At 41.7% G+C, this 24632-nt stretch carries 20 protein-coding genes; 18 read left to right on the top strand and 2 right to left on the bottom strand.

Going from position 1 to position 24632, the window contains the following annotated elements; genetic code table 11:
- Positions 1 to 20 precede the first annotated feature (20 nt).
- The 17 genes from M6D81_RS08575 (at position 21) to M6D81_RS08495 (ending at position 19815) form a co-directional block, all read left to right on the top strand.
- The gene (locus tag M6D81_RS08575; protein WP_262676449.1) at positions 21 to 1844 is read left to right on the top strand and encodes a polysaccharide biosynthesis protein; all 1824 of its coding nucleotides are present in this window, start codon (positions 21 to 23) and stop codon (positions 1842 to 1844) included.
- Positions 1845 to 1873: 29 nt separating this feature from the next.
- Complete coding sequence (locus M6D81_RS08570) at positions 1874 to 2482, top strand: hypothetical protein (RefSeq protein WP_262676448.1); 609 nt, start codon at positions 1874 to 1876, stop codon at positions 2480 to 2482.
- Between the two features lie 43 nt (positions 2483 to 2525).
- Complete coding sequence (gene galU / locus M6D81_RS08565; RefSeq protein WP_262676447.1) at positions 2526 to 3398, top strand: UTP--glucose-1-phosphate uridylyltransferase GalU; 873 nt, start codon at positions 2526 to 2528, stop codon at positions 3396 to 3398.
- A gap of 15 nt (positions 3399 to 3413) precedes the next feature.
- Complete coding sequence (locus M6D81_RS08560) at positions 3414 to 4046, top strand: sugar transferase (protein ID WP_262676446.1); 633 nt, start codon at positions 3414 to 3416, stop codon at positions 4044 to 4046.
- A gap of 674 nt (positions 4047 to 4720) precedes the next feature.
- The gene (locus M6D81_RS08555) at positions 4721 to 5671 is read left to right on the top strand and encodes a glycosyltransferase family 2 protein (RefSeq protein WP_262676445.1); all 951 of its coding nucleotides are present in this window, start codon (positions 4721 to 4723) and stop codon (positions 5669 to 5671) included.
- Positions 5672 to 5707: 36 nt separating this feature from the next.
- The gene (locus tag M6D81_RS08550; protein ID WP_262676444.1) at positions 5708 to 6763 is read left to right on the top strand and encodes a glycosyltransferase; all 1056 of its coding nucleotides are present in this window, start codon (positions 5708 to 5710) and stop codon (positions 6761 to 6763) included.
- Between the two features lie 11 nt (positions 6764 to 6774).
- Entirely contained in the window at positions 6775 to 8160 is a 1386-nt protein-coding gene (locus M6D81_RS08545; RefSeq protein ID WP_262676443.1) for a nucleotide sugar dehydrogenase, read from the top strand.
- Positions 8161 to 8164: 4 nt separating this feature from the next.
- Positions 8165 to 9142 carry an SDR family oxidoreductase gene (locus tag M6D81_RS08540; protein WP_317259107.1) on the top strand — a complete coding sequence of 326 codons (978 nt, stop codon included), beginning with the start codon at positions 8165 to 8167 and terminating at the stop codon, positions 9140 to 9142.
- A 111-nt stretch (positions 9143 to 9253) separates the two neighbouring features.
- Positions 9254 to 10453, top strand: coding sequence for a glycosyltransferase (locus M6D81_RS08535; protein ID WP_262676442.1), 1200 nt, complete (start codon positions 9254 to 9256; stop codon positions 10451 to 10453).
- 3 nt (positions 10454 to 10456) lie between these two features.
- A complete protein-coding gene (locus tag M6D81_RS08530) occupies positions 10457 to 11521 on the top strand; it encodes an EpsG family protein (protein WP_262676441.1) in 1065 nt (354 codons plus the stop codon).
- Positions 11522 to 11584: 63 nt separating this feature from the next.
- Positions 11585 to 13066, top strand: coding sequence for an asparagine synthetase B family protein (locus tag M6D81_RS08525; RefSeq protein ID WP_262676440.1), 1482 nt, complete (start codon positions 11585 to 11587; stop codon positions 13064 to 13066).
- A 33-nt stretch (positions 13067 to 13099) separates the two neighbouring features.
- Complete coding sequence (locus M6D81_RS08520) at positions 13100 to 14071, top strand: glycosyltransferase family 2 protein (protein ID WP_262676439.1); 972 nt, start codon at positions 13100 to 13102, stop codon at positions 14069 to 14071.
- Between the two features lies 1 nt (position 14072).
- The gene (locus tag M6D81_RS08515) at positions 14073 to 15485 is read left to right on the top strand and encodes a lipopolysaccharide biosynthesis protein (protein WP_262676438.1); all 1413 of its coding nucleotides are present in this window, start codon (positions 14073 to 14075) and stop codon (positions 15483 to 15485) included.
- Between the two features lie 118 nt (positions 15486 to 15603).
- On the top strand, positions 15604 to 16278 hold the full coding sequence (locus M6D81_RS08510; protein WP_262676437.1) for a GT-D fold domain-containing glycosyltransferase: 675 nt from the start codon (positions 15604 to 15606) through the stop codon (positions 16276 to 16278).
- A gap of 554 nt (positions 16279 to 16832) precedes the next feature.
- Positions 16833 to 17684, top strand: coding sequence for a hypothetical protein (locus M6D81_RS08505; protein WP_262676436.1), 852 nt, complete (start codon positions 16833 to 16835; stop codon positions 17682 to 17684).
- A 224-nt stretch (positions 17685 to 17908) separates the two neighbouring features.
- Positions 17909 to 18688 (top strand): sporulation protein, encoded by a 780-nt coding sequence (locus M6D81_RS08500; protein WP_262676435.1) that lies wholly within the window; start codon positions 17909 to 17911, stop codon positions 18686 to 18688.
- 293 nt (positions 18689 to 18981) lie between these two features.
- Positions 18982 to 19815 (top strand): DUF4097 domain-containing protein, encoded by an 834-nt coding sequence (locus M6D81_RS08495; RefSeq protein WP_262676434.1) that lies wholly within the window; start codon positions 18982 to 18984, stop codon positions 19813 to 19815.
- On the opposite strand, the gene M6D81_RS08490 is transcribed toward M6D81_RS08495, so the two are convergent.
- Positions 19793 to 21361 carry a histidine kinase N-terminal 7TM domain-containing diguanylate cyclase gene (locus tag M6D81_RS08490; RefSeq protein ID WP_262676433.1) on the bottom strand — a complete coding sequence of 523 codons (1569 nt, stop codon included), beginning with the start codon at positions 21359 to 21361 and terminating at the stop codon, positions 19793 to 19795. The genes M6D81_RS08495 and M6D81_RS08490 overlap by 23 nt on opposite strands.
- Positions 21362 to 21580: 219 nt before the next feature.
- The gene (locus M6D81_RS08485) at positions 21581 to 22024 is read right to left on the bottom strand and encodes a CBS domain-containing protein (protein WP_262676432.1); all 444 of its coding nucleotides are present in this window, start codon (positions 22022 to 22024) and stop codon (positions 21581 to 21583) included.
- Between the two features lie 370 nt (positions 22025 to 22394).
- Here M6D81_RS08485 and M6D81_RS08480 point away from each other — a divergent pair, with 370 nt between their 5' ends.
- Entirely contained in the window at positions 22395 to 24623 is a 2229-nt protein-coding gene (locus tag M6D81_RS08480) for an EAL domain-containing protein (RefSeq protein ID WP_262676431.1), read from the top strand.
- Positions 24624 to 24632 lie beyond the last annotated feature (9 nt).

Here is a 24632-nt window from a genome sequence, read left to right as displayed (position 1 = left end):
TATATGGAGGGAACAATGGAATGAGCTATCGGATTAGGATGTTGATTTTACTGGCGCTGGATATCGCGATTATATGGGTGGCTATCGGAGTCTCCTATATGTTCCGCTTTAACGGCGACATCCCTCCTGGCTACGAGTGGAAGATGTATATATTCGCGCTTGTATCTACGGTTGTATCAGGATTCTGTCTGGCCTTCTACCGGATGTACAAGCGAAGCTGGCAGCATGCCAGCATCGGCGAGATTGTGGAGCTGTGCAAGGCGATACTGATCGGCTCCGTCTTGTCTTATCTCGTCACATGGCTGCTGTGCGGCGAGAGGGTGCCGCTGTCCATCGCGACACGCACAATGGAGATTATGCTGCTGTTAATGGGCGGGTCCAGATTCGTATGGCGGCTTATACGGGTCAACCGGTACAAGAAGTCGGAGGTTGCGACGAATATGCTGGTCGTAGGTGCCGGGGACTGCGGAGCGCTTATTGCCAAGGAAATAATGACGAGCGAGCGCTTCAAGGGCAGCCGGCTGATCGGCTTCGTCGACGATGACCCTTATAAGCTGAATATGCGGGTAGCCGGTCATCCTGTCATGGGAGACAGAAGCTGCATTGATGCTATTGTCAAGAAATACGATATTCATGATATTGTCATCGCCATGCCGTCTGCAAGACGGGCTGAGGTGAAGGATGTCATTAACATCTGCAAGCTGACCAGCGCCAAGGTGAAGATCATCCCCGCCATTAACGATCTCATTACGGGCGAGCTGGCGGTGGAGAAGCTGCGCAGCGTAGAAGTGGAAGACTTGTTAGGCCGCGATCCGGTACGAATCGATATGCAAGGCGTGCTGGACTATGTGAGCCATAAGGTGGTGCTCGTCACAGGGGCGGGAGGCTCGATCGGATCGGAGCTATGCCGGCAGATCGCTTCATTCCAGCCGGAGAAGCTGCTGCTGCTCGGTCACGGCGAGAACAGCATCTATACGATTGAGATGGAGCTGAGAGAGAAATTCCCCGATACCTGTCTGGAGACAGTGATCGCAGACATACAAGACCGCGAGCGGATGGCAGAGGTATTCCAGCGCTTCCGGCCGCAGGTCGTCTTCCATGCCGCCGCTCACAAGCATGTGCCGCTTATGGAGCGCAATCCGAGCGAGGCGCTGAAGAACAACGTATTCGGTACGAAGAATGTAGCCGATTGCGCGAATCAATACGGGGCGGAGAGATTCGTCATGATCTCCTCCGACAAGGCCGTCAATCCTACCTCTGTCATGGGCGCGACGAAGCGCATCGCAGAGATGTACATACAGACGATTAATGAATCGAGCAACACCCAATTCGTGGCGGTCCGCTTCGGGAACGTACTGGGCAGCCGCGGCAGTGTCATCCCGCGCTTCCGGCAGCAGATCGCGGCAGGCGGGCCTGTCACCGTCACGCATCCCGATATGGTTCGCTACTTCATGACGATCCCGGAGGCGGTGCAACTCGTTATACAGGCCGGTGCATTCGCACAGGGCGGCGAGATCTTCATCCTGGACATGGGCAAGCCCGTCCGGATCAAGGATCTGGCGCAAGATCTGATTCGCTTGTCCGGCTACGAGCCCGATGTCGATATCGAGATCAAGTATACCGGCATGCGGGAAGGCGAGAAGCTGTTCGAGGAGCTGCTTACGGAAGTGGAAGCGACGACTGCGACCCAGCATGAGCGGATCTTCGTCGGCCAGCCGAGCGAGATTAGCCGGTCGGATCTGGATATGCAGTTCCGGCGGCTGGAGAAGGTGCTGGGCGAAGACCAGGCGTCCGTCCGCAGCGTCATTGAACGCATCGTTCCATTCTATTCGCAGGTGTCCTGATTCAATCTGAGCATATGGAGGCCATTACAATGCGTAAGACTAAGTGGAAAAAGATTATCCTATGGACAGCATCCATCGTCATCCTTCTCGGTATAGGCGGTCTATTCGCAGCGAATTACGCTGTGGATAGGCTTCTTGCTTCATTATCGGACAGTTTAGGGGAAGAATTAATAGCAGATAATGCTAATCCGAACGATTCTTCCGAAAATAATGGCACTACATCCCAACAACCATCAGATGACAAACAAACATTACCAGATGATCCTGAACAAATTCTAAACAATGACAAAGATTCAGCAACAGATGCTGATGGGAATCCATCCTCTTCCAATAACGGAGAAGAGGACAAATACAATCCTGAGATCAGCACGGATAAGGCGAAGGATGTGCAGGAGAAAATCACCGTCAATGAGAAGGCGAAGTTGACGGCTGTCTTTCTGAAAGAGCTAAGCATGGATGATCTGAAGGCTCTTCAGGAGCTGGCTAGTGGCGGGTTGTCGAAGGAAGAGAAGAAAGAGGCAAGGAACTTGATTTTAGAGAAGCTCTCTCCTGAACAATACGATGATTTAATCGAAATCGCCAAGAAGTATGGATTGAGCCAAGGAAAGAGTTATGAAGAGGTATCAAAAGATAAATAGTTTTAATAAGGTAAGTGAAGAAAAACAGGATGGAGGACGAGAAATGAAGGTCAGAAAAGCCATTATTCCTGCTGCGGGGCTTGGAACCAGATTCCTTCCCGCAACGAAGGCGATGCCGAAGGAAATGCTCCCGATCGTAGATAAGCCGACCATTCAATACATTGTAGAAGAAGCCGTTGAGTCCGGCATAGAGGATATCATTATCGTGACTGGTAAGGGCAAACGTGCAATCGAAGATCACTTCGATAACTCTTTCGAGTTGGAGCAAAATTTGCTGGAAAAGGGAAAAATTGATCTGCTGAACGAAGTTCAGAAGTCCTCCAAGATGGTCGATATACATTATATAAGACAAAAGGAAGCGAAGGGGCTGGGGCACGCGATATGGTGTGCCCGGAAGTTTATTGGGAATGAACCGTTCGCTGTATTGTTGGGCGATGATATTGTGCAAGCCGAAAAGCCTTGCTTGAAGCAGATGATTGAGCAATATGATCGGTACAAATCGTCCATCATTGGCGTTCAGAGTGTGGAGGAAGATGAAGTATCACGATATGGTATCGTTGATGGCCAAGCTATTCATGATCGGTTATATAACGTTAAGAATTTAGTCGAAAAGCCCAGCCAGGAAGATGCTCCATCGAACGTAGCTATTTTAGGTAGATACATTCTTAGTCCTTCAATCTTCGACATCTTAGAAAAACAAAAACCAGGCGCAGGCGGGGAAATTCAACTCACTGATGCGATAGCTCAATTGAACAACACTGAAGCGGTTTACGCTTATGAATTTGAAGGAACAAGATATGACGTTGGTGAGAAGATAGGGTTTATTAAAACACAGCTGGAATTTGCCCTTCAGCGTGACGATTTGAGAGATGAACTGATGGAGTACCTAAGAGGTGTAGTTGAATCAAAAAACTAACATGTAGGTGATAACATGAAGTTTTACAAGGGTGTTAAGTTTATAGTTGATATTTTATTATCATTTGTAGCAATCGTGGTCCTATCTCCAATTATGATGATTATAGCACTCTTAATAAAATTTGATTCTAAAGGTCCAGTATTCTTTAAACAAAAACGAGTGGGAAAAAATAAAAAGCATTTCTATATTTTAAAATTCCGAACTATGCGTACTGATGCGCCTAAAGATACTCCTACACACATGCTGCAAAATCCTACAGCATTTATCACAAGATTAGGTCAGTTCCTGCGAAAGTCAAGTCTTGATGAATTGCCTCAAATTATCAATATTTTAAAAGGTGAAATGAGTATTATTGGACCACGTCCAGCCCTCTGGAACCAATACGACTTAATTGAAGAGCGTGACAAATATGGTGCCAATGATATTTATCCAGGCCTGACTGGTTGGGCACAAATTAATGGACGAGATGAACTTCCTGTTAAAGTTAAAGCAAAGTTGGATGGGGAGTATGTGGAGAAGCTTGGAGTAAGGATGGATTTTAGGTGTTTCCTTTTCACTCTTGTTAGTGTTTTAAAAAGAGAAGGTATTGTTGAGGGTGGAACTAGGGCTTCAAGAAAGGAAGCTACAGTATCAAATATAATGGACTGACTAATGAATTAAGACAATTATGAGTGAAGAACCGAAGTCATACAGAACTTGTGCCAATTGTTTATAGATGACCTTAAAAAGCATCTCGAGAATGAGAACGAAACTGAACTGACAACATTCACTACTAAACGGTACAAGTGTAATGTGTGAGTTGGGGCTTGTTTATCTAACCTGCCCCACTTCTGTGCAATCGCAACAAAAAATATAATGCATCGCATCTACCTATATTTGCTTCGAGGCTTGACCATCGTGCGGTCTAATCATATATTTGGTTGTTGGGTAGGGTACATTCGTTTACGACAAGATTGGATGTATCTTGTTGTTGTTATAAATCAGTAGTCTCGTTATAACTTAGCCTTGGTAAACTGGATAACAGTTTCGTTTATACCACAGCATTAAGTAATAAGAAGTCTTTCTCATAACTATGTACAACTATACGGGATTGTACGAAATCTGTAGTGCTACAATTATTCAATCTGTGGCTTATCAGACTTCAGCTTTTATGTACAGGTGAATCTTATATTCTCAAAATGGTGGGCGTTAATGTTCTTATGTTGTTATCTTTATACTAATCGTGGCCTTATCTTTAAGCCTAAGAAAGTTATAATAATGTCTTGACTTCATTTGCCAATAGAAAAAGATAATTATCGGTAACGTATAGGAGATAAAATAGCATGAATGAAACCATTGAAGAACAGCATTATGTAATTGGATCGGATAAAACAAATAATATACCAAACCCTATTGTGAGCGTGATTATTTCAACATTCAGAAGAAAAGAAACATTAAAAAAAGCCATGTTATCCTTAGTTGACCAATCATATGCTGAAATAGAAGTTATTGTAGTTGATGATAATGCAAATGATAACTGGAACAGGGAAGTAGTGAAGATTATTCAAAAAGTGAGGCCACTACTAGACTTTGAATTAATTTATATAAAAAATGAAGAAAACAAAGGCTCTGCAATGACTAGAAATATCGGAATAAGTAAAGCAAGTGGAGAGTACATTACATTTCTTGATGATGACGATATATACTTGCCTGATAAAGTGAAAAATCAAGTTATGCACATGATAGAAAGTAAATCAGATTACTCTATAACCGATATATACTTGTATAATGAAGCGGATAAATTGCTTGAGAAACGTTATAGAAAATATCTTAAATTTTTCTCTGAAGATCATCTGTTTAAATATCATCTTAAGTATCATATGACAGGAACTGATGTAATGATGTTTAAAAAGCAATATTTGAAGATAATTGGAGGATTTCCGCACATAAATATAGGTGATGAGTTCTATCTAATGCAGAAAGCCATTGAGGGTGGTGGAAAATTCAGCTATCTCCCAGTGTGTGATGTTAAAGCATATGTTCACACAAAGTATGAAGGATTGTCAAGCGGAGAGAGTAAAATTTCAGGAGAAAATGATCTGTATGAGCATAAAAAAAAATATTTTGATGTATTATCATCGTATGATAAAAGATATATTAAGATGAGGCATTATGCTGTTTTAGCGTTCGTTGAGTTAAGGCGGAAACGTCTGTTTATTTTCTTAAAATATGGGTTTAAATCATTGCTTTCTTCTCCCACTGATTGTTTAATGTTATTAATAAAAAGAAGATGATATCTTGATAATTTATGAATCTTATGGAGGAGAATTATGAGTCCATTAAAAATAGGAACGTGCGCCTATTATGGTGATGCAACGACTGTTCCAAATGGTCAAACTATACGATCAATTAATGTAACACAAGCTATTATTGAACATTCAAAACAAAGTTCAGTGATTCAGATGAGCTATCATCAATGGAGAAAACAACCGTTAAAAACGCTTATAAATTTCATAAATCTAGAAAAACAGAGTAACGCATTAATTTTATTTCCTGATGCTAATGCAGTTAAATTCATAGTTCCAATTGCTGTGCTATTTAAAACAGTTTTAAAAACAAAGGTTTATTATAATGTAATCGGCGGTTGGTTACCGAACTTTTTAAATCAGAACAAGTATTTTGTGGGAATTTTAAAAAGATTAGATGGAGTCTTCGTACAAACAAACTATCTAAAGAATGAACTTAACAAAAAAGGAATCAAAAATGTTTATGTTTTTCCCAACTTTAAAGCAATAGAAATTCTAAAAAAAGAAGAGTTAGATCCTAATATTACCAAACCCTTGAAGATATGCTTTATTTCTAGAGTTACTTCACAAAAAGGGATTGGAGATTTAATATCCGTGATTAAAGAAATTAATAAAGAAAAGGAAAAGTATCATTTAGATATATATGGTCCAGTTGATAATGAATACAAAGAAGAGTTTGATAGAATAAGGGGAAATTTTCCTAGCTATATAATGTATAAAGGCGTAGCAGATACAAATAATGTCGGAAATATCCTTAAAAATTATTTTATGCAAATATTTCCCACTAGATATAGAACTGAAGGATTTCCAGGTTCAATCCTAGACTCATTTTGCTCAGGTGTTCCTGTATTAGCATCCCGATGGGATTCTTACTCAGATGTAATTAATGATGGGGTAGACGGATTGACATACGAGTTTGGTAACGTAAGTGATTTGAAAATTAAACTTGAAGAAATTTATGGAAGTCCTGAAGTAATCTTACAGATGAAGACAAATTGTATTTTAAAAGCTGAAAATTTCAAACCAGAAAATATAATAAGAATTATGTTAGATGTAATTGAAAATGATGAAATTATCTAGGGGGTTAATATATGAATTTATATAAGGACATAGTAAAAAAAAAAGAGAAGATATCGCTTGTAGGACTAGGTTATGTGGGTATGCCAATCGCGGTTGCATTTGCTAAGAAAGTAGATGTAGTTGGTTTTGATGTAAATAAACAAAAAATTGAACTTTATAAAAACGGTATTGATCCAACAAATGAAGTGGGAAATGAAGGGATTAAAAGCACAACTGTTGATTTCACTTCAGATGAGACGAGACTTAGAGAGGCGAAATTTCATATCGTGGCAGTACCTACACCTGTAAAAGATGATCATACACCTAATTTATCACCGTTAGAATCCGCAAGCTGTACTTTAGGTAGAAACTTAACAAAAGGCTCAGTAGTTGTCTTTGAATCAACTGTTTATCCAGGAGTAACGGAGGATATTTGTATTCCGATATTGGAAAAAGAATCCAGCCTTAAATGTGGTGTGGATTTTAAAGTTGGTTATTCACCAGAAAGAATTAATCCTGGAGATAAAGTTCATAGACTAGAGACTATTATTAAGGTTGTAGCAGGCCAAGATGAAGAAACATTAGATGTTATATCGAAAGTATATGAATTAGTTGTTGAAGCTGGTGTTTATAAAGCAGCAAGTATTAAAGTGGCCGAGGCTGCAAAGGTTATAGAGAATTCTCAACGTGATATTAATATTGCTTTTATGAATGAACTTTCTATAATATTCAATAAATTGGGCATTGATACAAAGGAAGTATTAGAAGCTGCTCGGACGAAATGGAACTTTCTTAACTTTTCTCCAGGTCTGGTAGGTGGTCACTGTATAGGGGTTGATCCTTACTACCTAACATATAGAGCAGAGCAAATGGGCTACCATTCTCAAATAATTCTTTCAGGAAGAAAAATAAATGATGATATGGGGAAATATATTGCTGAAAGTGCAGTAAAAAAAATGATTAAAGCAAATAAGCAAATTAATGGTGCCAAGGTGGCTATATTTGGTGTTACATTTAAAGAGAACTGTCCGGATGTTAGAAATACAAAAGTAGTAGATTTAATAAGAGAATTAGAGGAGTATGGAGTAGACGTCAAAGTAGTCGACCCTACAGCGAATAAAAGAGATCTATGGAGTGAATACAGAATTAATCTCTCTGAAATAGAAGATATAAAAGAAATGGATGCAGTAATCTTTGCAGTTCCACACAAAGAGTTTAAAACTATACAATTTGAAGATGTGAGAATGATGTTTGGACCAAATAAAAATGCAATCCCAGAAGTTATGAATGAAGTAGCCACTACATCCGAGTTTAAGTTATATTCCGATAATAGGAATGATTGTGTATTGATGGATCTCAAAGGGTTATTTGATAAAAAAGAAGCGGAAGATAATGGATTTGTGTATTGGAGGCTATAAAAAGATGGGATATGAATATTTAAAGTTTCCAGAGGGGTCAAAATTCTTAGTGACTGGATCGGCAGGTTTTATTGGGTCAAATTTGGTAGAAGCAATACTCAAATTAGGTTATCAAGTTAGAGGGCTGGACAATTTCTCAACTGGGAAAAAAGAGAATGTACAAGACTTTTTAGATATTCCCAATTATGAATTTATTGAGGGAGATATTCGTAATCTTGACACCTGTATGAAGGCGTGTGAGGGTGTCGATTATGTTTTGAATCAGGCAGCATGGGGCAGTGTTCCAAGAAGTTTTGAGATGCCATTGTTTTATGAAGAAGTAAATATAAAAGGGACCTTAAATATGATGGAGGCAGCGAAGCAAAACAATGTGAAGAAATTTGTTTATGCTTCAAGTTCATCAGTTTATGGTGATGAGCCTAATCTTCCGAAAAAGGAAGGAAGAGAGGGGAATGTATTATCACCTTATGCTCTAACCAAAAAAGTAAATGAAGAATATGCGAAACTCTACACAAAAATGTATGGGCTTGATACTTATGGAATGCGTTATTTTAATGTATTTGGTAGAAGACAAAATCCGAATGGTGCCTATGCAGCGGTTATTCCAAAATTTATAAAGCAATTGCTAAATAATGAGGTCCCAACGATTAATGGCGATGGGAATCAGAGTAGAGACTTTACTTATATTGAGAATGTTATAGAAGCAAACTTAAAGGCTTGTAATGCATCGCATGAAGCAGCAGGACAAGCTTATAATATTGCTTTTGGTGGAAGAGAGTCTTTAATCGATATCTATATACAGTTAATGAATGCATTAGGAAAAGATATTCAACCAAATTTTGGGCCTGATCGTAAAGGTGATATTAAACATAGTAATGCTGATATTAGTAAAGCTAAAGCATTGCTAGGGTATAATCCTGATTGGAGTTTTGAGAGAGGAATTGTAGCAGCAACTGAGTGGTATAAGGAGAATTTATCTTGAATATAGACTATATAAGATCAATAATATGTTGAGTTTTTTAAATCAAGTAATTTCAATTTAGTTTAAAGCTCAATTTTATATAACAATTCATTAGATTGTGATGGTGTTTTAATGAAAAGGAAAATTGGATTACTAATTCCTAATTTACTTCATGGAGGGGCTGAAAGAGTATTGGCCCAGTTATCCTATATCTTTTCTGAGGACAATGAAGTCTACGTTATCTTATTCGATGGTGAGAGAATTAGCTATGATTATGAAGGGCAACTAATAAATCTTGATTGTCCCTCCAATATAACTAAATTAGGAAAGATAAGCAATGTATTTAAAAGGGTATACAGACTTAATAAAATGAAAAAAGAGCTTAAGTTAGACTTAGTAATTAGTTTCTTGAGGAGTGCCAATATTGTAAACTACCTTTCTAGTAACTTAGGGAAGAAGATAATTTCTTGTAGGGGATATACTGAGTTTAAAGAATCAAATAAAATGTATGCAAAGATGTTGAAAAAATTAGATGGAATTATATTTCCATCAGAAACGATGAGTCAAGAGTTTTTAGAACAAAACAGCTTGAGCAAAGAAAAAGTCTTTACTTTGTATAACCCATTAAATATCGAAAAAATTAAAGATTTAAAAGATCATCCGGTATCTGATGAACTATATGAGTTTCTAAGAAGTCATAGAACTATATGTACTCTTGGTTCGTTTAAAAAAGATAAAGGGCAATGGCACTTATTAAAAGCCTTATCCTTGTTGAAGCAAAAAAATTCAGATATTGGCTTGGTTTTTATTGGAGATCAAGGTGAATTAGAAACTGAAATTAAGAAGATGGCAGCCGAAAGTGGGTTTGCAGAAGATATTATTTTTGTGGGTTATCAGAATAATCCGTATAAAATTCTTTCAAAATGTGATGTATTTGTACTACCTTCAGTACATGAGGGGTTTCCTAATGCTCTAATTGAGGCTATGTCCTGCAATATTCCTCTAATATCAACAGATTGTAAGTCCGGACCAAGAGAGATACTACATGTTAACTTTAATAGTTTAAGTATTTTGGATGCTGCAGAACAAGTAGACTTTGGAGTATTAGTGCCGGTATTAAGCAATACTGTGGATTTTAATTATAAAAATATAAGTAAAGAACATAATATACTAGCAAGATCCATAAATGAAGTATTATCAAACAACATAAAATTCGATAAAGAAGTCCTATTAAAAAGAGCCAATAAGTTCAGTACAACTGTTTTTAAGGAAAGCATATATAATATAATAAATATTGTTTTAAAGAATAACAAAACAATAAGGAATGAGTAAAAGATGGCTCTATACTTATTTAATTTAGTCCTAGTTCCATTCTGGAGTTTCTTTGGTTATGGAATAAATGATCATGTCCGTAGAAACCAAATTATATCTTGGATTTTATTTTCGCAGTTATTCATTTTTATGGCGTTCAGATCTCCATATATCTCGTATGATACTCAAAAATATCTTGATATCTTTTATAATGTGAAAAATATTGATTTTTTAGATTATAAATCACTATTAAGTGTTACAACATTTGAAATTGGTTATTCATACATCAATAAATTGCTATCATACGTAAGCTTAAGTAGTTTTTGGTATATTTCTGTTATGTCACTTCTTACATTATATCTAATTAAAAAGAGTATTGATAAGAACTCTAAAATTATTTGGTTAAGTTATTACCTATTAATTAGTTTAGGCTTTTATACTAGTTTTTTTTCCATGATTAGACAAGGTTTAGCTATGGCGCTTATCATGTATAGTTATAATTTTTTGTCAAAGGATACAAGATATAAATTTGTTTTCATAGTAATAATAGCTTTTTTTATACATCAGACAGCCGCTATTTTTTTTATTATGTATTTAATCATTGATAAAAAAATAAGCAATAAGACAATAGTATTTTCATTCATAAGCATGCCTATAGTTTACGTGTTTGGAAGTGATATCTTAAATTTTTTATTTCAGAACACTAAATATAGCACTCGTTTAGAGCGAGCACTATCTGGTGAAGGGCAATTGCTCTTGTTAATTTATATAGTAATATTCATTGCGGCTATACTTTTAAAAAAACAGGTGGTAGAAAAAGATAAAAATGATAATACTCTTTACTACCTTGCGGTTTTCTCTATAATATGTCAACTACTCGCGCTGAATTTTTCACTTTTTAGCCGTGTTGGATTATATTTTAGTATTTTTCAAATTTTATTGATTCCAAATGCTTTATCTAGTATAAATAATAAAATGCTTAGAATTATTTCTATTTATTTTGTGATACTAACTACCCCCTTGCTATTGTACGTTAATTTGGAAAAAAATCTAGGTGGAATAGTGCCGTATTTGTTTTTATGGCAGTAATAGATGAATTAACAAAATAAAGTAATGACTTTATAGAGATTTTATAAGTTGGAGGGAAAGACTATGTTCGAAAGGTATGATTTTCTAGGTGCAAATTATCCAAGTTATAGGAGAAGCGAGGGAGGGATGACCCTTCATAATAAGATAGTTAATTCCTATAATGATAATTATAATAATGAAATTGATGCAGTATCAATTATGGAGTACATTAATTATGGTTGGGTATTAGGTGACAGAACCATGATTAAGGGAGTATACAGAGTTCCTTGGTTATCTAAACCTAGTGAAATAAGAGGTTGGCATCATGCTTCTATTAATAAAACTATAATAGATGATAATGAGGATCCTACAAATAGAATAATAGAAAAAACACTAAATGAATTAAGGGATTTTACTGCTCACAAAAAAATAATTGGTATTTTACTTTCCGGAGGAATGGATAGTAGAGTATGTGCTGCAATGTTAAACAAGTTAGTAAAAATTGGAGACTATTGTGGTAGTATTGTAGGTATTACTTGGGGAGTTGATGGTTGCAGAGATGTTGAATATTCAAAACGTATATGTAAAACTTATGGATGGGAAAATTTGAGACTTCCTATTAATGCAGAACTATTATTTAAAAACATTCAATATTCTGTAGATACAGGCGCAATGGTTTCACCGATCCATTTTCATAACATGGATGGGGTAAGGAAGTTGGAAGGAATTGACGGAATAATTGCCGCAAGTTATGGTGATAGCATGGGAAGAGCAGAATACTCAGGAAAACATGTTTCAAAACTTAAAGATTTATCACAAATTAGTCAACATAACCATTACAATATTATGAATGACAATGTATTTCAACAAACAAAGGCTTTTGCAAAAGAGGATATAAGAGAGTACTTTTATAGAAAAGAAAGATGGGAAGATTATATCGAATTAGATTATCAAGCATTTTACATGAGGAATAAATTGCAAGTTTGCCTAAATTATATCGAAGACAAAATACCACTCCATCAATTATTTACTTCACCAGATGTCTATTCATATGTTCTATCGCTAAATCATCAACTAAGGGGAGATAAATTATATGAAAATATTCTAAAGCGCATAGCACCAGAACTCCTTTTAATTCCGTGGTCTAGAACAGGAATTACATATGGGACAAAGAATAAAAATCCTGATCAATTAGCAAAGAACTTTCATGAATATCATTTATGGATTCGAAAGGATTTAAGAGAGGAAATAGAAAAACTAGTTTTCTCGAACGAAGTGGACAAACTAAAAGTATTTAATATGGAGAAATTAAAGATTCTATTCAATGTATACCCTAGATATAGTGGGAATTATGTTGTACCATTAGATGAAATTTTCATTTGGATTGCTTCAATTTCAAAATTAAGTAAACAGTATAATGTATCATTTGATGAAAAAATTAAACATACTTGTGATAAACCTATGAATTTTAAGTCAAAAGTGATATTTGAAACAGAGTTTAAAATAAAAGAAAATTACAAAAAACTATATAGAAGAATTGGTCATATATACAAAAAAATACTATAGTAAGTTGTTAATTATAAAAAGGCAGGGGAATGTATGGATACAGAAAGAAGCTTTATGTTCACCATTCTTACAGCAACCTATAATAGAGCTAATACTCTTGAAAGATTATATGAGAGTATATTATTGCAAAATTATAGAGATTTTGAGTGGCTAATTATTGATGATGGTTCTAAAGATAATACTGAAATAGTAATTAGAGAGATTATGGAGAAAGCCCCGTTTAAAATAAGATATTATTACAAAGAAAACGGAGGAAAACATACAGCCCTGAATTACGCATATAATTTATTGAATAGTACGTATGTAATCATAATGGACTCTGATGATGAAATGGCTCCAGGAGTTTTATGGAGAATGGGAGAAATATGGAAAGAGATTCCTAAAGAAGAGTATGAACGATATTCAGATATATCGGGAAGGTGTATTGATTCTAAGACTAAGAAAATTGTAGGGAGACCTTACCCAAATAATATAAATAAATTGCTAGGGAATAAGAAGAAAAGAACAATCGTAAGAGCAGCTGGGGAAAAATCTACATGTAGAAAAACAGATATTCTTGTGCAATATCCTTTTCCAGAATTTGACGATACCAAATTTGTGGTAGAAAGTATAGTATGGCAAGCGATTCACAAAAATTATGATCAATATTGCGTCAATGATATATTTAGAGTATACCACCAAGATCTACCTGATAGTTTGAGCACAGGGAATATGCATTCAAAGCAAAGAAGTACAAGTTGGTATTATATGTCTCAATATTACATTAATGATAATATTGAGGCTTTTCTATACAACCCAAAAAAAGTTCTATTTCACTTTATTAATATTTCTAGATGTGCTATTTTATCTAGGAAGAAATATCCAGAAGTAATTAAATCGTTGAATAAAACATACAAAAAGATTTTTGTAACGTTCGGATATCTTATCTCTTGGTCGTGGATTCTAATATTTGCCAGGGAGAGGTACAAAAATGTAATTAACAGTGATATAGAAAGAAGAGGATAGTTTGCAAAGGCTTAAAAAAATATCAGCCCCATTACAAGCTTCATTTTGGTTTGTAATAGCATCATTTTTGAATAAAGGCGTAAGCATGCTAACTACCCCCCTTTATACAAGATTAATGTCCCCGACTGATTACGGAATAGTATCGTTATATAATACTTGGAGTGGTGTATTTAGTGTAATAATAACATTATCAATTGCAGCAAATGCATTTCACAAAGGTATGGTTAAATTTAAAGATAATCGCGATACATTTATTTCATCTATGATTGGTCTAACCGCAGTGCTTGTTATTATCGGACTTATTATTTTTAAGATAGGTGAGGACTTTTTTGTAAAATTCACTGGTCTATCTAATGACTTATTTTACATAATGTTCGCCGGTTTATTCTTAAATGCAGTTTTGGGGTTTTGGACTCTTAAGAAAAAGTTTGACTATGATTATAAAATGGTGGTTGGTGTTAGCCTCGCTCTAACAATTATCTCGCAAATAGTAACATATGTTGCGATAGTTAATGCGAATGAAAATTTAGCTCTAGTTAAAATTTTTTATAGTGCATTACCAGGATATATTGTTTCGATTATTTTTGCAATTGAATTAGTAGGGCGTGGTAAAGTTATCTTCAGGATAACGTACTGGAAATTTGCTGTACTATTTTGCTTTCCACTATTGCCACATTATTTGTCCAATCACGTTTTGAATCAAATTGACAGAATTATGATTGCAAATTATTGGGGAACAGCGGAAACCGCAGTATATTCAGTAGCATATACACTATCTTCTCTAATCTCATTGTTATGGGGGGCAACGAGTGGAGTATTTGTGCCTTGGTTATATAGAAAAGTAGAAAAGAATGATTTGGTCAAAATAAAAAAAGTCGTTTCATACTCTATTATTGTCCTAGCTTTAGCAAGTTTGTCACTTATGTTATTAGGACCAGAAATAATGTCTATTTTAGGTCCTAGCACATATGCAATAGGTGTTTATGCAATACCTCCCGTGATTGCAGGAGTATACTTATCAATATTAATAATGATCTATTCCAATATAGAAATGTACCTGAATAGTAATTTAAAAATTAGCATTATTACAATTCTAGGGGCGATAATTAATTTAATATTGAATTTAATTTTAATTCCCGAGTATGGTTTTGTTGCGGCGGCCTATACAACTTTAGTTAGTTTTTTTATTATGCTTTGTTTTCATAGATATAACCTAAAAAGAATTAGTGAAAATAGATATTTTAATGATGTAATTATCAATTCGCTTATTGTAATTGTCGTGATCTTTAGCGTTATTGTTCAGTTCTCATATGAGTATACCTTCTTGAGAGTAATTCTAATAATAATAGTATTATTGATTTTAGTTTTCAAAAGAAAAGATATTTTAAAAATGATAAATGAGTTTCAAAATTAAATCAATAGACAATGAAAAGGTGACCAGCAATATGAATAATCGTATAAATTTTGTATATAGAATCCCCCGATTCCTAAATCGATTAATATATACTTACAGAATGCCAAAGATAAATTATATGGATATAGAAGAAACGATTGAACACGTATTAGAAAAAAGAAAATCGATTATAAGATGGGGTGATGGCGAAACTGATTTATTTGAAGGTTATAATATTGTATATCAAGAGTTTAGTGAGAATTTACGAAAAGAGATGCTAGAGTTTATCGTAGATTATGAAGAAGAATCAGCATATATAATCGGTTTACCAGTTAAATTTTTAAAAATGTCAGGTTGGGAATCAATTAAAAATAAAAGAGCTAGATTATGGATGAGAACAAGAGAGTTATTTAAGAGATATTTTAATCATAATTCAATCTACATTGATGCTTTTATCTTTGGTATAGGGCTTGAAGATAAATACAAAAAGCTATGGAATTTAAAAGAAAATTGTATATTCGTTCATAATAATATTAAGCATGCAGAAAATTTCGAGAAGAAGTATGGAATTAAAACTTATTTTGTAGAGGTGAAGCCGAGTAATTCGTATTCCTTAATTGACAAATATGAAAAACAAATAATGAATACCCTAAAAAAATTTAACTTAAATAATGACAATACTGCAATCCTTATTTCTGCAGGACCAGCAGCGAAAGTTTTAGTGTATAGATTATCTAAAGTTGGAATAGTCAGTTTCGACACAGGACATTGTTGGGATAATCCACTAAACCCGGAGTTATTTACTCGGTTTTAGTCAACAACATAGATACTCGCAAATTTTTGATATATTCGCTGTCGACTACCCTAGTCATCTAAAGATTAGCAATTGGATGCTGCTGCGCTAGATGGAAAAGAAACAGGGAGGATGAACCAAGCAACGCGAAGTTTGGTAGCGGAGCGCTTTGCATGGGATAATGATGCGTAAGAGCGAATTGACACGTTAGGCAGTTGAACACGTTTTCGGAGACTGTGCTCTTACCTATCCAAAATCGTTGGAGCCAGAAGGAAAAGTTTCGGTAATAGTGATAAATTAGCATTAAACTAACTGGTGTTTGGTGTTTTCATCATACAATTTAGAATTGAACCCCGAATTGCTCCAGCAGTCCCTTGTAGAAATGTTTTCAGTCAGCTTTGAGTCGGATAAATTAAGCGATGTGAACTTGGCTAGGTCAGTACTTGTTTCACTCGAGCAATTATTTATCTCTTTACTGTACCCGTAATACCTTAACAAGGGGGAGCTACCAGCGTAGAACTTTCCAGTACTTTTAGCATAGGTTGTATGAGAAGAATATTAAGGAGCAACTAATATTGAACAAAAAACTACTAATCACAATCGCCTCTCTCCTGATTGTAGGGCTTGTTGTCTTCGGAGGAGTGAGGCTGTACAACAAGCTGAATGAAGTGAGGGATTTGAAGTCGACGATTGCTGAGGAGAACGGGGGAGTGGAGGCTACCTCCAAGCCGGAAGACGGGACCGATAATGGCGACGGGGACGGCTCCACTGACGCCGGTTCGGGCGATAATACTCCGGACAATGGCTCCGATGGCAGCGGGAATGATGGCGAAGGTGTCTCCAGCCAGCCGGGAGAGAGCCAGCAGCCAGTCGACGATCGTACGGGCGCTACGGCCAAGCCCGGCACATCCGGGGACGGCGGGACGGCTACGGAGAAGCCCGGCACATCTGGTGGCGGTACAGACGTTACCGCCAAGCCGGAAGCGACGCCATCTCCCTCAGACGGCTCCGGAGGCGGGATATCACCCGGAACGACGCCGACACCCAAGCCGACTGAGCAACCCTCTGCCGAGGAGCAAGAGAAGGCGAAGCGCGAGATCGATGCCGCCATTACGACGAAGATGGAGCAGCTGAGCGCATCCTGCAAGGCAACAAGCGACAGCTTGGTGCAGGAGATTGCGGCGGAGCTGACGGAAGACCCCGATGCCACGCTGGATACGATCCAGAAGAAGTTTCTGGTGAAGGTATTCGCGGCGGAAGCGAATTGCGACAGCAGCTTCACGACGCTGCTGAACGAAGCCAAGGCCGCTTATTCGCAGGCGGGCCTAAGCGAAGAGCAGATGCCGGGCTGGGCCGCCCAGTACGAGAGCGCCAAGGCGCAAGCGCGGAAGGACGCAATCAGTGCGCTTGCCAGCGCTTTGCAGTAGTCGGGTACTCGCAATTGGATAGATCACTCACCATGATTAAAGCTCGCCAATACGGCGGGCTTTTTGGTATGATGAGGGGGTATGACGCTATAGAGCAGAGATTATAGAGATTGGCAGCGGCAGGCCAGCAATTGCTTCGTGCTAGTGTTGTCCATACTGCAAGAATGCTGTCAGAATGCTGAAGGTATGAACCATTCACTCATGGAGAAGAAGGAGAGTCGTCTATGTCTTTTTTCAATCGGATGATGGCAAGTGTCGGAATTGGTGCGGCGAAGATAGATACGCTGACGGAGAAGTCGGCTTACGCACCCGGAGAAGAGATACGCGGTATCGTCCGCATTCAGGGCGGTTCGGTAGAACAGCAGATCGAAGGCATCGATGTGTCTGTCATGACTTATTACATCAAGGAAGTTAACGATACGAAGATGAAGCACAATGTCGTGCTCGCCAAAGCGCGCGTCACACCCCCGGTAACGATTCAGCCCAATGAGAATAAGGAGCTTCCATTCTCCTTCATCCTGCCGCCGAATACGCCGCTGTCGATCGGCAGAACGCCGGTATGGCTGCACACGGCTGCAGACATCCGCTCGGCCGTGGACCCGACGGACAACGATCATATCGAGGTCGTACCGACTCACGCGATGAATATGGTGCTGCAAGCGTTCGAACGCCTCGGCTTCCGCATTCGCGAAGCGGAGACGCTCTATGCGCCTAAGCTCGGCGACACCTCCCCTTATGTCCAGGAGTTCGAATGGGTACCGTACGGCGGCCCTTACGCCGGACGCCTCGACGAGGTGGAGCTGGTCTTCCTGCGCAACCGTATCACGGAGGTGGAGCTGCTGCTGCAGATCGATCGCCGCGCGTCGAATCTGTTCGGCATGTTCGCGGAAGCGATGGATATGGACGAGAGCTTCGTCCGTATCGTGATCAGCGAGAGCGATGTGCATAACGGCCCCGAGTTCGTGGCCAACCTGCTTGACGACGTGATTTCACGCTACACCTAGCCGTATCCTATCCTCATCATTGCTTATCGAGCCTCATGTGCCGTATTCCGCGGTGTGTGAGGCTTTTCTCTTGCGCGTGTACACCTCTCTGCTCTAACTGGTCAGACCTCGATTTAGATTGTCTCGCATACAACATGTGTGAATGCCCCGACCAAAGTCCGGGCACAGCATTGGACGCGGGTCTGTTCTGCTTGCTTTCATCTCCCCCTATAATGAAGAAGTGCCAGGCAACAGGGGCAGCAGCTATAAGACATAGAGAGATACATAACGGATAGACAGGGAGAGTTCGAGATATGATGAAACGCAGTAAAGCTAGTCGAATCAGCATGATGGCGGCGGCATCGCTGCTGGCTCTTATGCTGGCGGGATGCGGAGAGACGCTGACGGGTGCAGCGGGCGGTGTAGAAGCGAAGGTCATGGGAGAAGGCTCGGGATCGGGCGAGCTCGTGACGGTCGGCAAGGAATCATTCCCTTCCGGCCAGTTCAAGAGCGTATCCGTCACGGCGGAAGCCATGGTGATCGAGGTGAGCCGCGGCAGCGGCGACGAAGCCGAGGTGGAGCTGATCGTGGACAAAGGAATTACGAAGGATATCAGCATGGAAGCATCCGTGCAAGCGGATGTGCTGGAAGTGAAGGTGGATGAGCGCAGCAGCAATCTTCTGGGCAAGGATAAGGTGTTCGGCGAGCGGAAGCTGAAGCTGTCGCTGCCCGATAAGCTGTACGAGGAGCTGAGCATCCGGAACAAGATCGGGCAGATTATAGCGACTGATGTGCAGTCCGGCAGCCTGCTCATCGATGTGGATGTAGGCGAGATCAATCTTCAGAATGTATCGGCCGATATGGAGCTGACATCCCGTATGGGGGAGATATCGGTCGAGAATGCCGACTTCCCGAAGAAGCTGAACGCCAGTGCGGAAGTGGGCAGCATCCGCATCGGCCTGAAGGAAGAGCCGGATAACGCCGAGCTGGACCTGCGAAGCGAACTTGGACAGGCGGATACCAGTCTGCGGAATGTGGACTATGAAGTGAAGACGGGCAGCGAGAAGGTAGGCAAGATCGGGAATGGCGACAAGCAGCTGCACGCCAGCGTGAAGGTAGGCGACATCAAGGTTGACGCCCCTCGCTAACCTTATTCCGCCCCGCACGCTTGGCTTCATATAATGCGGCGTCGGCATGGCGCAGCAGCTGCTCGATCGTATCGCAGTCCGGACTGAGCGCCGCCACTCCGAAGCTGGCCGTGACGCTGCGGAGACCGTCCGGCGCCTGGAATGGCTCCGCTGACAGAGCCGCCCGCAGCTGCTCCGCATAGTCAGCCGCTTCGCGAAGCGCCATCCCCGGCAAGAGCAGCACGAATTCCTCGCCGCCGTAGCGTGCCAGCATACTGTCGCCGGTGACGAAGCGCTGGCACACCGTGACGACATGCTGAATGACACGATCGCCGGTCTCGTGTCCATACGTATCGTTCACTTCCTTGAAGCGGTCGATATCGAACAGTACGACGGAAGCCGCCATCCCGCGCCCCCCATGCTTCTCCAGCAGCTCTCTGGCGTGGAGGATGAATTGCGTGCGATTGAAGATGCCGGTCAGTCCGTCGTAATAGGCCTGCACCCTCAGCTTCTCCTGCAGCTGCTTCAGCTCCGTAATGTCGATGAACATGAGCAGCTTCCCGACAGAGTTGCCGCTGCGATTGCGAATACCGGAGAAGCGAACTTGATAGTAATGGCAATCCCCCGTGCGTGCATCCAGCCGCGTCATCTCCTGCATATCGTTCGAAGTGTCCGACAGCGTTCCCGGCAAGGGGGCCTTCATGCCGATGAGCTCCTGCCACAGCCCGGCCATCGGCTTGCCGATCGCAATCTGCCACTGGCCGGGGAACATCGCGCGCACCGCTGCGTTGTAGTCGATCAGCCGGCCCTTCAGATCCAGGACGATGACGCCCTCGCGCATGCTCTCGACGATATGCTCCTTCGCAATAGGGGAGATCGTCATAAGTCCGCTGGAACGCATCGCCCATATATATAGCGCTGTCGTCAACGATAATACGAACGGAACAAGATCCATCCCGTAAGGGCTCTTGCCGATGACATACAAGAAGGTCGTCACGATCGGGATGAGCTGTCCGCCGAGCAGCGCGACAAGCTGTCCCTTATACGTTCTCTTCGTCCCCCGCCATTGCTTCAGCAGCAAGACGATGCCGACGAGCAGGCAGCTGAAGGTGTAAGCGCCGTGCACGATATACCAGTAGCCATACTGTACATCGACAAGCGGCGTGGAGGTGCCGGGCCGGAAGTAGACGGACTTGTAGAAGATATGGTGCCAATCGTTCGACGCGACAAGCAGCAGGGTGACGGTGGGAATGAGGAATAGCGAGTACAGGGCTGCCCGGGGGAGCATCCGGCTCGTATATTGCAGCACCAGCAGCAGGCCGACTACCGGTGTATAGGCAATGCCGATATATTCGACTGTAATCCAGCGCTTGATGACGTCCAGCGTATCCCCGGACAGCTCGAATGCGAAGGCGAAGATGTAGATGCCTTGCAGGATCGTGATCGCGACAAGGGTGCGGGCCGCTACAAGCTCATGACGCTTCGCATAGGCGTACAAGCCCAGCAGGAAGTTAATCGATCCGGAGGCGGTTACAAGCGTGAGATATACGGCAAGTTGAGTATCCATCGTCTGTGTCCTCATTGTGTGTGAATGGGTGGTGCGCGTGTCGAATGGTGAATGATAATGTCGATATATCTATGTTAGCACAAGCGGCCTGGAAGGCATAGAAGGGTCTGCAAGGGAGACGTCACATGGAAGAAGAGACCTGCGGCATAGGCGGCAGGCCTCTTCTTCATGCTGGTGCGTAGACGGCAATCCGGGCAAGATCAAGTGGGATGAATGCCCTCAGTGCAAATGCTGCTGATCGTGATGCTCGGATATCTCGCTCAGCGCTTGTCCCGCATCCTGTTCCGTCGTATTGCCCAGCGCCAGATCGCCCAGTGCGATGACGCCGACGAGATGGCCGTTCTCCACGACCGGCAGACGGCGGATCTGATGCTGTGCCATAATCGCCGCAGCCTCCTCCGCATCGGTATCCGGCGATGTGGATATGAGCTGGTCGCTCATTACCTCGCTGATCGCCGAAGAGCCGGAGCGCTTCTGCGCATAGCCGCGCACGACCAGGTCACGGTCGGTAACAGCTCCGATCAGCTGGCTTCCGTTGCCTTGATCGACGACAGGCACGAAGCCGATATCGTTCTCGGCCATGATGACGGCCGCTTCATAGATGTTGTCCTGAAGCGTCACCGTTTTGCAATCTTCCGACATCAATTCCCGTACTTGCTTCATGAGCTTCTCCTTTCGACTGCTTCCAATATAATTGCGGGAACGAGCCGTTCCCATCCTGCATAGCTTGATCCAATACAGCGTAATTTATCCATAATCGCCAGCTATCTTGTCCGCGGTTCGTCATAAGGTGATGAAAGCGACGAAAATGTGCGTATAATCGCCTAAATCATGCATATTCTTGTTGATCGTTGTACTTTAGTGAAGTAGAATAGACAATGTGAAAGCGGTTATTCATAACGTCAGCCAGAACGACTACAGAGGATAGTCTGCTCGCTGGCTTTTTTCGGTTCATGACGGGCGATTGCGTGATTATCACTGACACCGCTTGGGGAATTCCACCATATTGCGAAAGTCGGAAATGAGGCGCAGGATGAATATCGAGATACTGATACAGAATTCGAAAGAAAGATGCAACAGGTTAGGCATAAATCCGCGTACGGTACCGGACTTCTCAAGCGTCTTGACGAACGAGGAACTGGAGCGCAAGAGGGAAGATTACGACGAGATTCTGTCCGTCATTCATTTCTTCGTGAACAAGATGCTAGAATTGATGAAGGGGCTGCCGCTGCTTATTCTGATTTCCGATGAGAAGGGCTGTATTCTGGAGATGGCCGGCGATGAGGCGATCAAGAATATTGTTACCCAATCCGGCATTAGGGAAGGTCTGCAATTCTTCGAGGAAGAAGCTGGAACCAACAGCATTAATTTGGCACTAGAGCATCGACTGCCGATTCAGCTCATCGGAGGAGATCACTTCTATCATTTTCTGGAAAATAGCGCCTGCTACTCTGTCCCGTTCCAATATACGGACGTAAGCGACTTGCTGGGGACCATTACGATCATGACGACGATCGATCAGCATAATCCGTTCCTGCTGGCGATGCTGTGCACGGTCGTGGATTCCATCGAGCGGGAGCTGCTGCTGAAGAAGCAGAACAAGCGGCTCCACATCCTGAATCAGGTCGTCATCGAGACGACGAGGAACGGCATCATTATTACCGATCGCGACGGCAACATTACCGAATATAACGAGTTCGCAGAATATATTACCGATCTGAAGAAGCAGGACGTGCTGAACAAGTCTATCGTGGAGCTGAAGGTAAGCCAATATATCGGCGAGGTGCTGCACAACGGCATGGTCTATGAGGATATGGAGCTGAACATCAAGCCGAAGGGACAAGACGAGAAGCTGGTCTGCCTGTTCGACGCGTTCCCCATCTATGATGAGAATGGGGGCATTATGGGGGCTTTCGCCCAATTCCGCGATATTACGGAGCGCTCCAAGGTCGAGAAGCAGATTAATTATCTGGCCTATCATGACGACCTGACGGGACTGCCTAACCGGAGATACTTCACACAGCATCTGGGCAAGCTGCTGGAATCGTCCAGGCACGGCAACAGCCTGTTCGCCGTCATGTTCCTTGATCTGGACAGCTTCAAGAAGATTAACGATAACTTGGGCCACAACAACGGCGATACGCTGCTGAAGCATGTAGCGGATCGGCTCAGAGAATGTACGAGAGCGTCCAAGCATATTGTGTCGAGAATGGGGGGCGATGAGTTTACAATTCTGCTCAGGGATATCACTAATCAGGAGGAGGCTATTCAGGTCGCGAAAGATGTGATGGACGTCTTCGACGTCCCGTTCGAAGTCGAGGAGTATGAGTTCTTTATAACGGCCAGTATCGGGATTGCCCTCTACCCGCAGGACGGGCTGGATGCGGAGACGCTGATGAAGCATGCCGATATGGCCATGTATCTGGCGAAGGATTCCGGGAAGAACAATTATGCGCTGTTCAAGGCGGAGAAGACGAGTATGGGCATGGAGCAGTTGACGCTGGAGAACTCTATGCGCCGGGCGCTGCACAATAACGAATTCGTCTTGTACTATCAGCCGCAGATTGATGTGGAGACGGGCGAGATGATCGGTGTCGAAGCGCTGCTGCGCTGGAACCATCCGACGCTCGGACTCGTTCCCCCCGGCAAGTTCATTCCTATCGCCGAAGAGACGGGCCTTATCGTCGCCATCGGAGAGTGGGTGCTCCGTACGGCATGCAGGCAGAATCAGGCATGGATTGACGCGGGCTACAAGCCGATCAAGATATCCGTCAATCTGTCCACCAGGCAGTTCCTCAAGCGGGATCTGGTGGACAATCTGCAGCAGATCCTGCTGGAGACAGGCCTGGAGCCGCAGCTGCTGGAGCTGGAGATTACGGAATCCATGACGATGGATGTGGACTTCGCCATTGAGGTGCTGGGTGAGCTGAAGAAGCTGGGCATCGGCATCTGCATCGACGATTTCGGCACAGGCTACAGCAATCTCTACTATATGAAGCTCTTCTCTATCGACAGGTTGAAGATCGATCAATCCTTCGTACGGGATATTATGACAGACTCCATCGACGCTGATATTGTTGCGACAATCGTCGCCATGGCTTACAACCTCGGCATTGACGTCATCGCCGAGGGCGTGGAGACGGAAGATCAGCTGAATTATCTGAAGCGACTCAGGTGCCGGGAGGTGCAGGGCTACTATTATTATCGCCCTATGCCTGCCGATGAATTGGCGCCGATGCTGGGCAGTAACGGGGGAAAATAATATGTGGGC

The sequence above is a fragment of the Paenibacillus sp. J5C2022 genome (genome assembly GCF_025567625.1).
GTDB lineage: Bacteria > Bacillota > Bacilli > Paenibacillales > Paenibacillaceae > Pristimantibacillus.
This window is presented reverse-complemented; position numbering and strand designations above follow the sequence as displayed.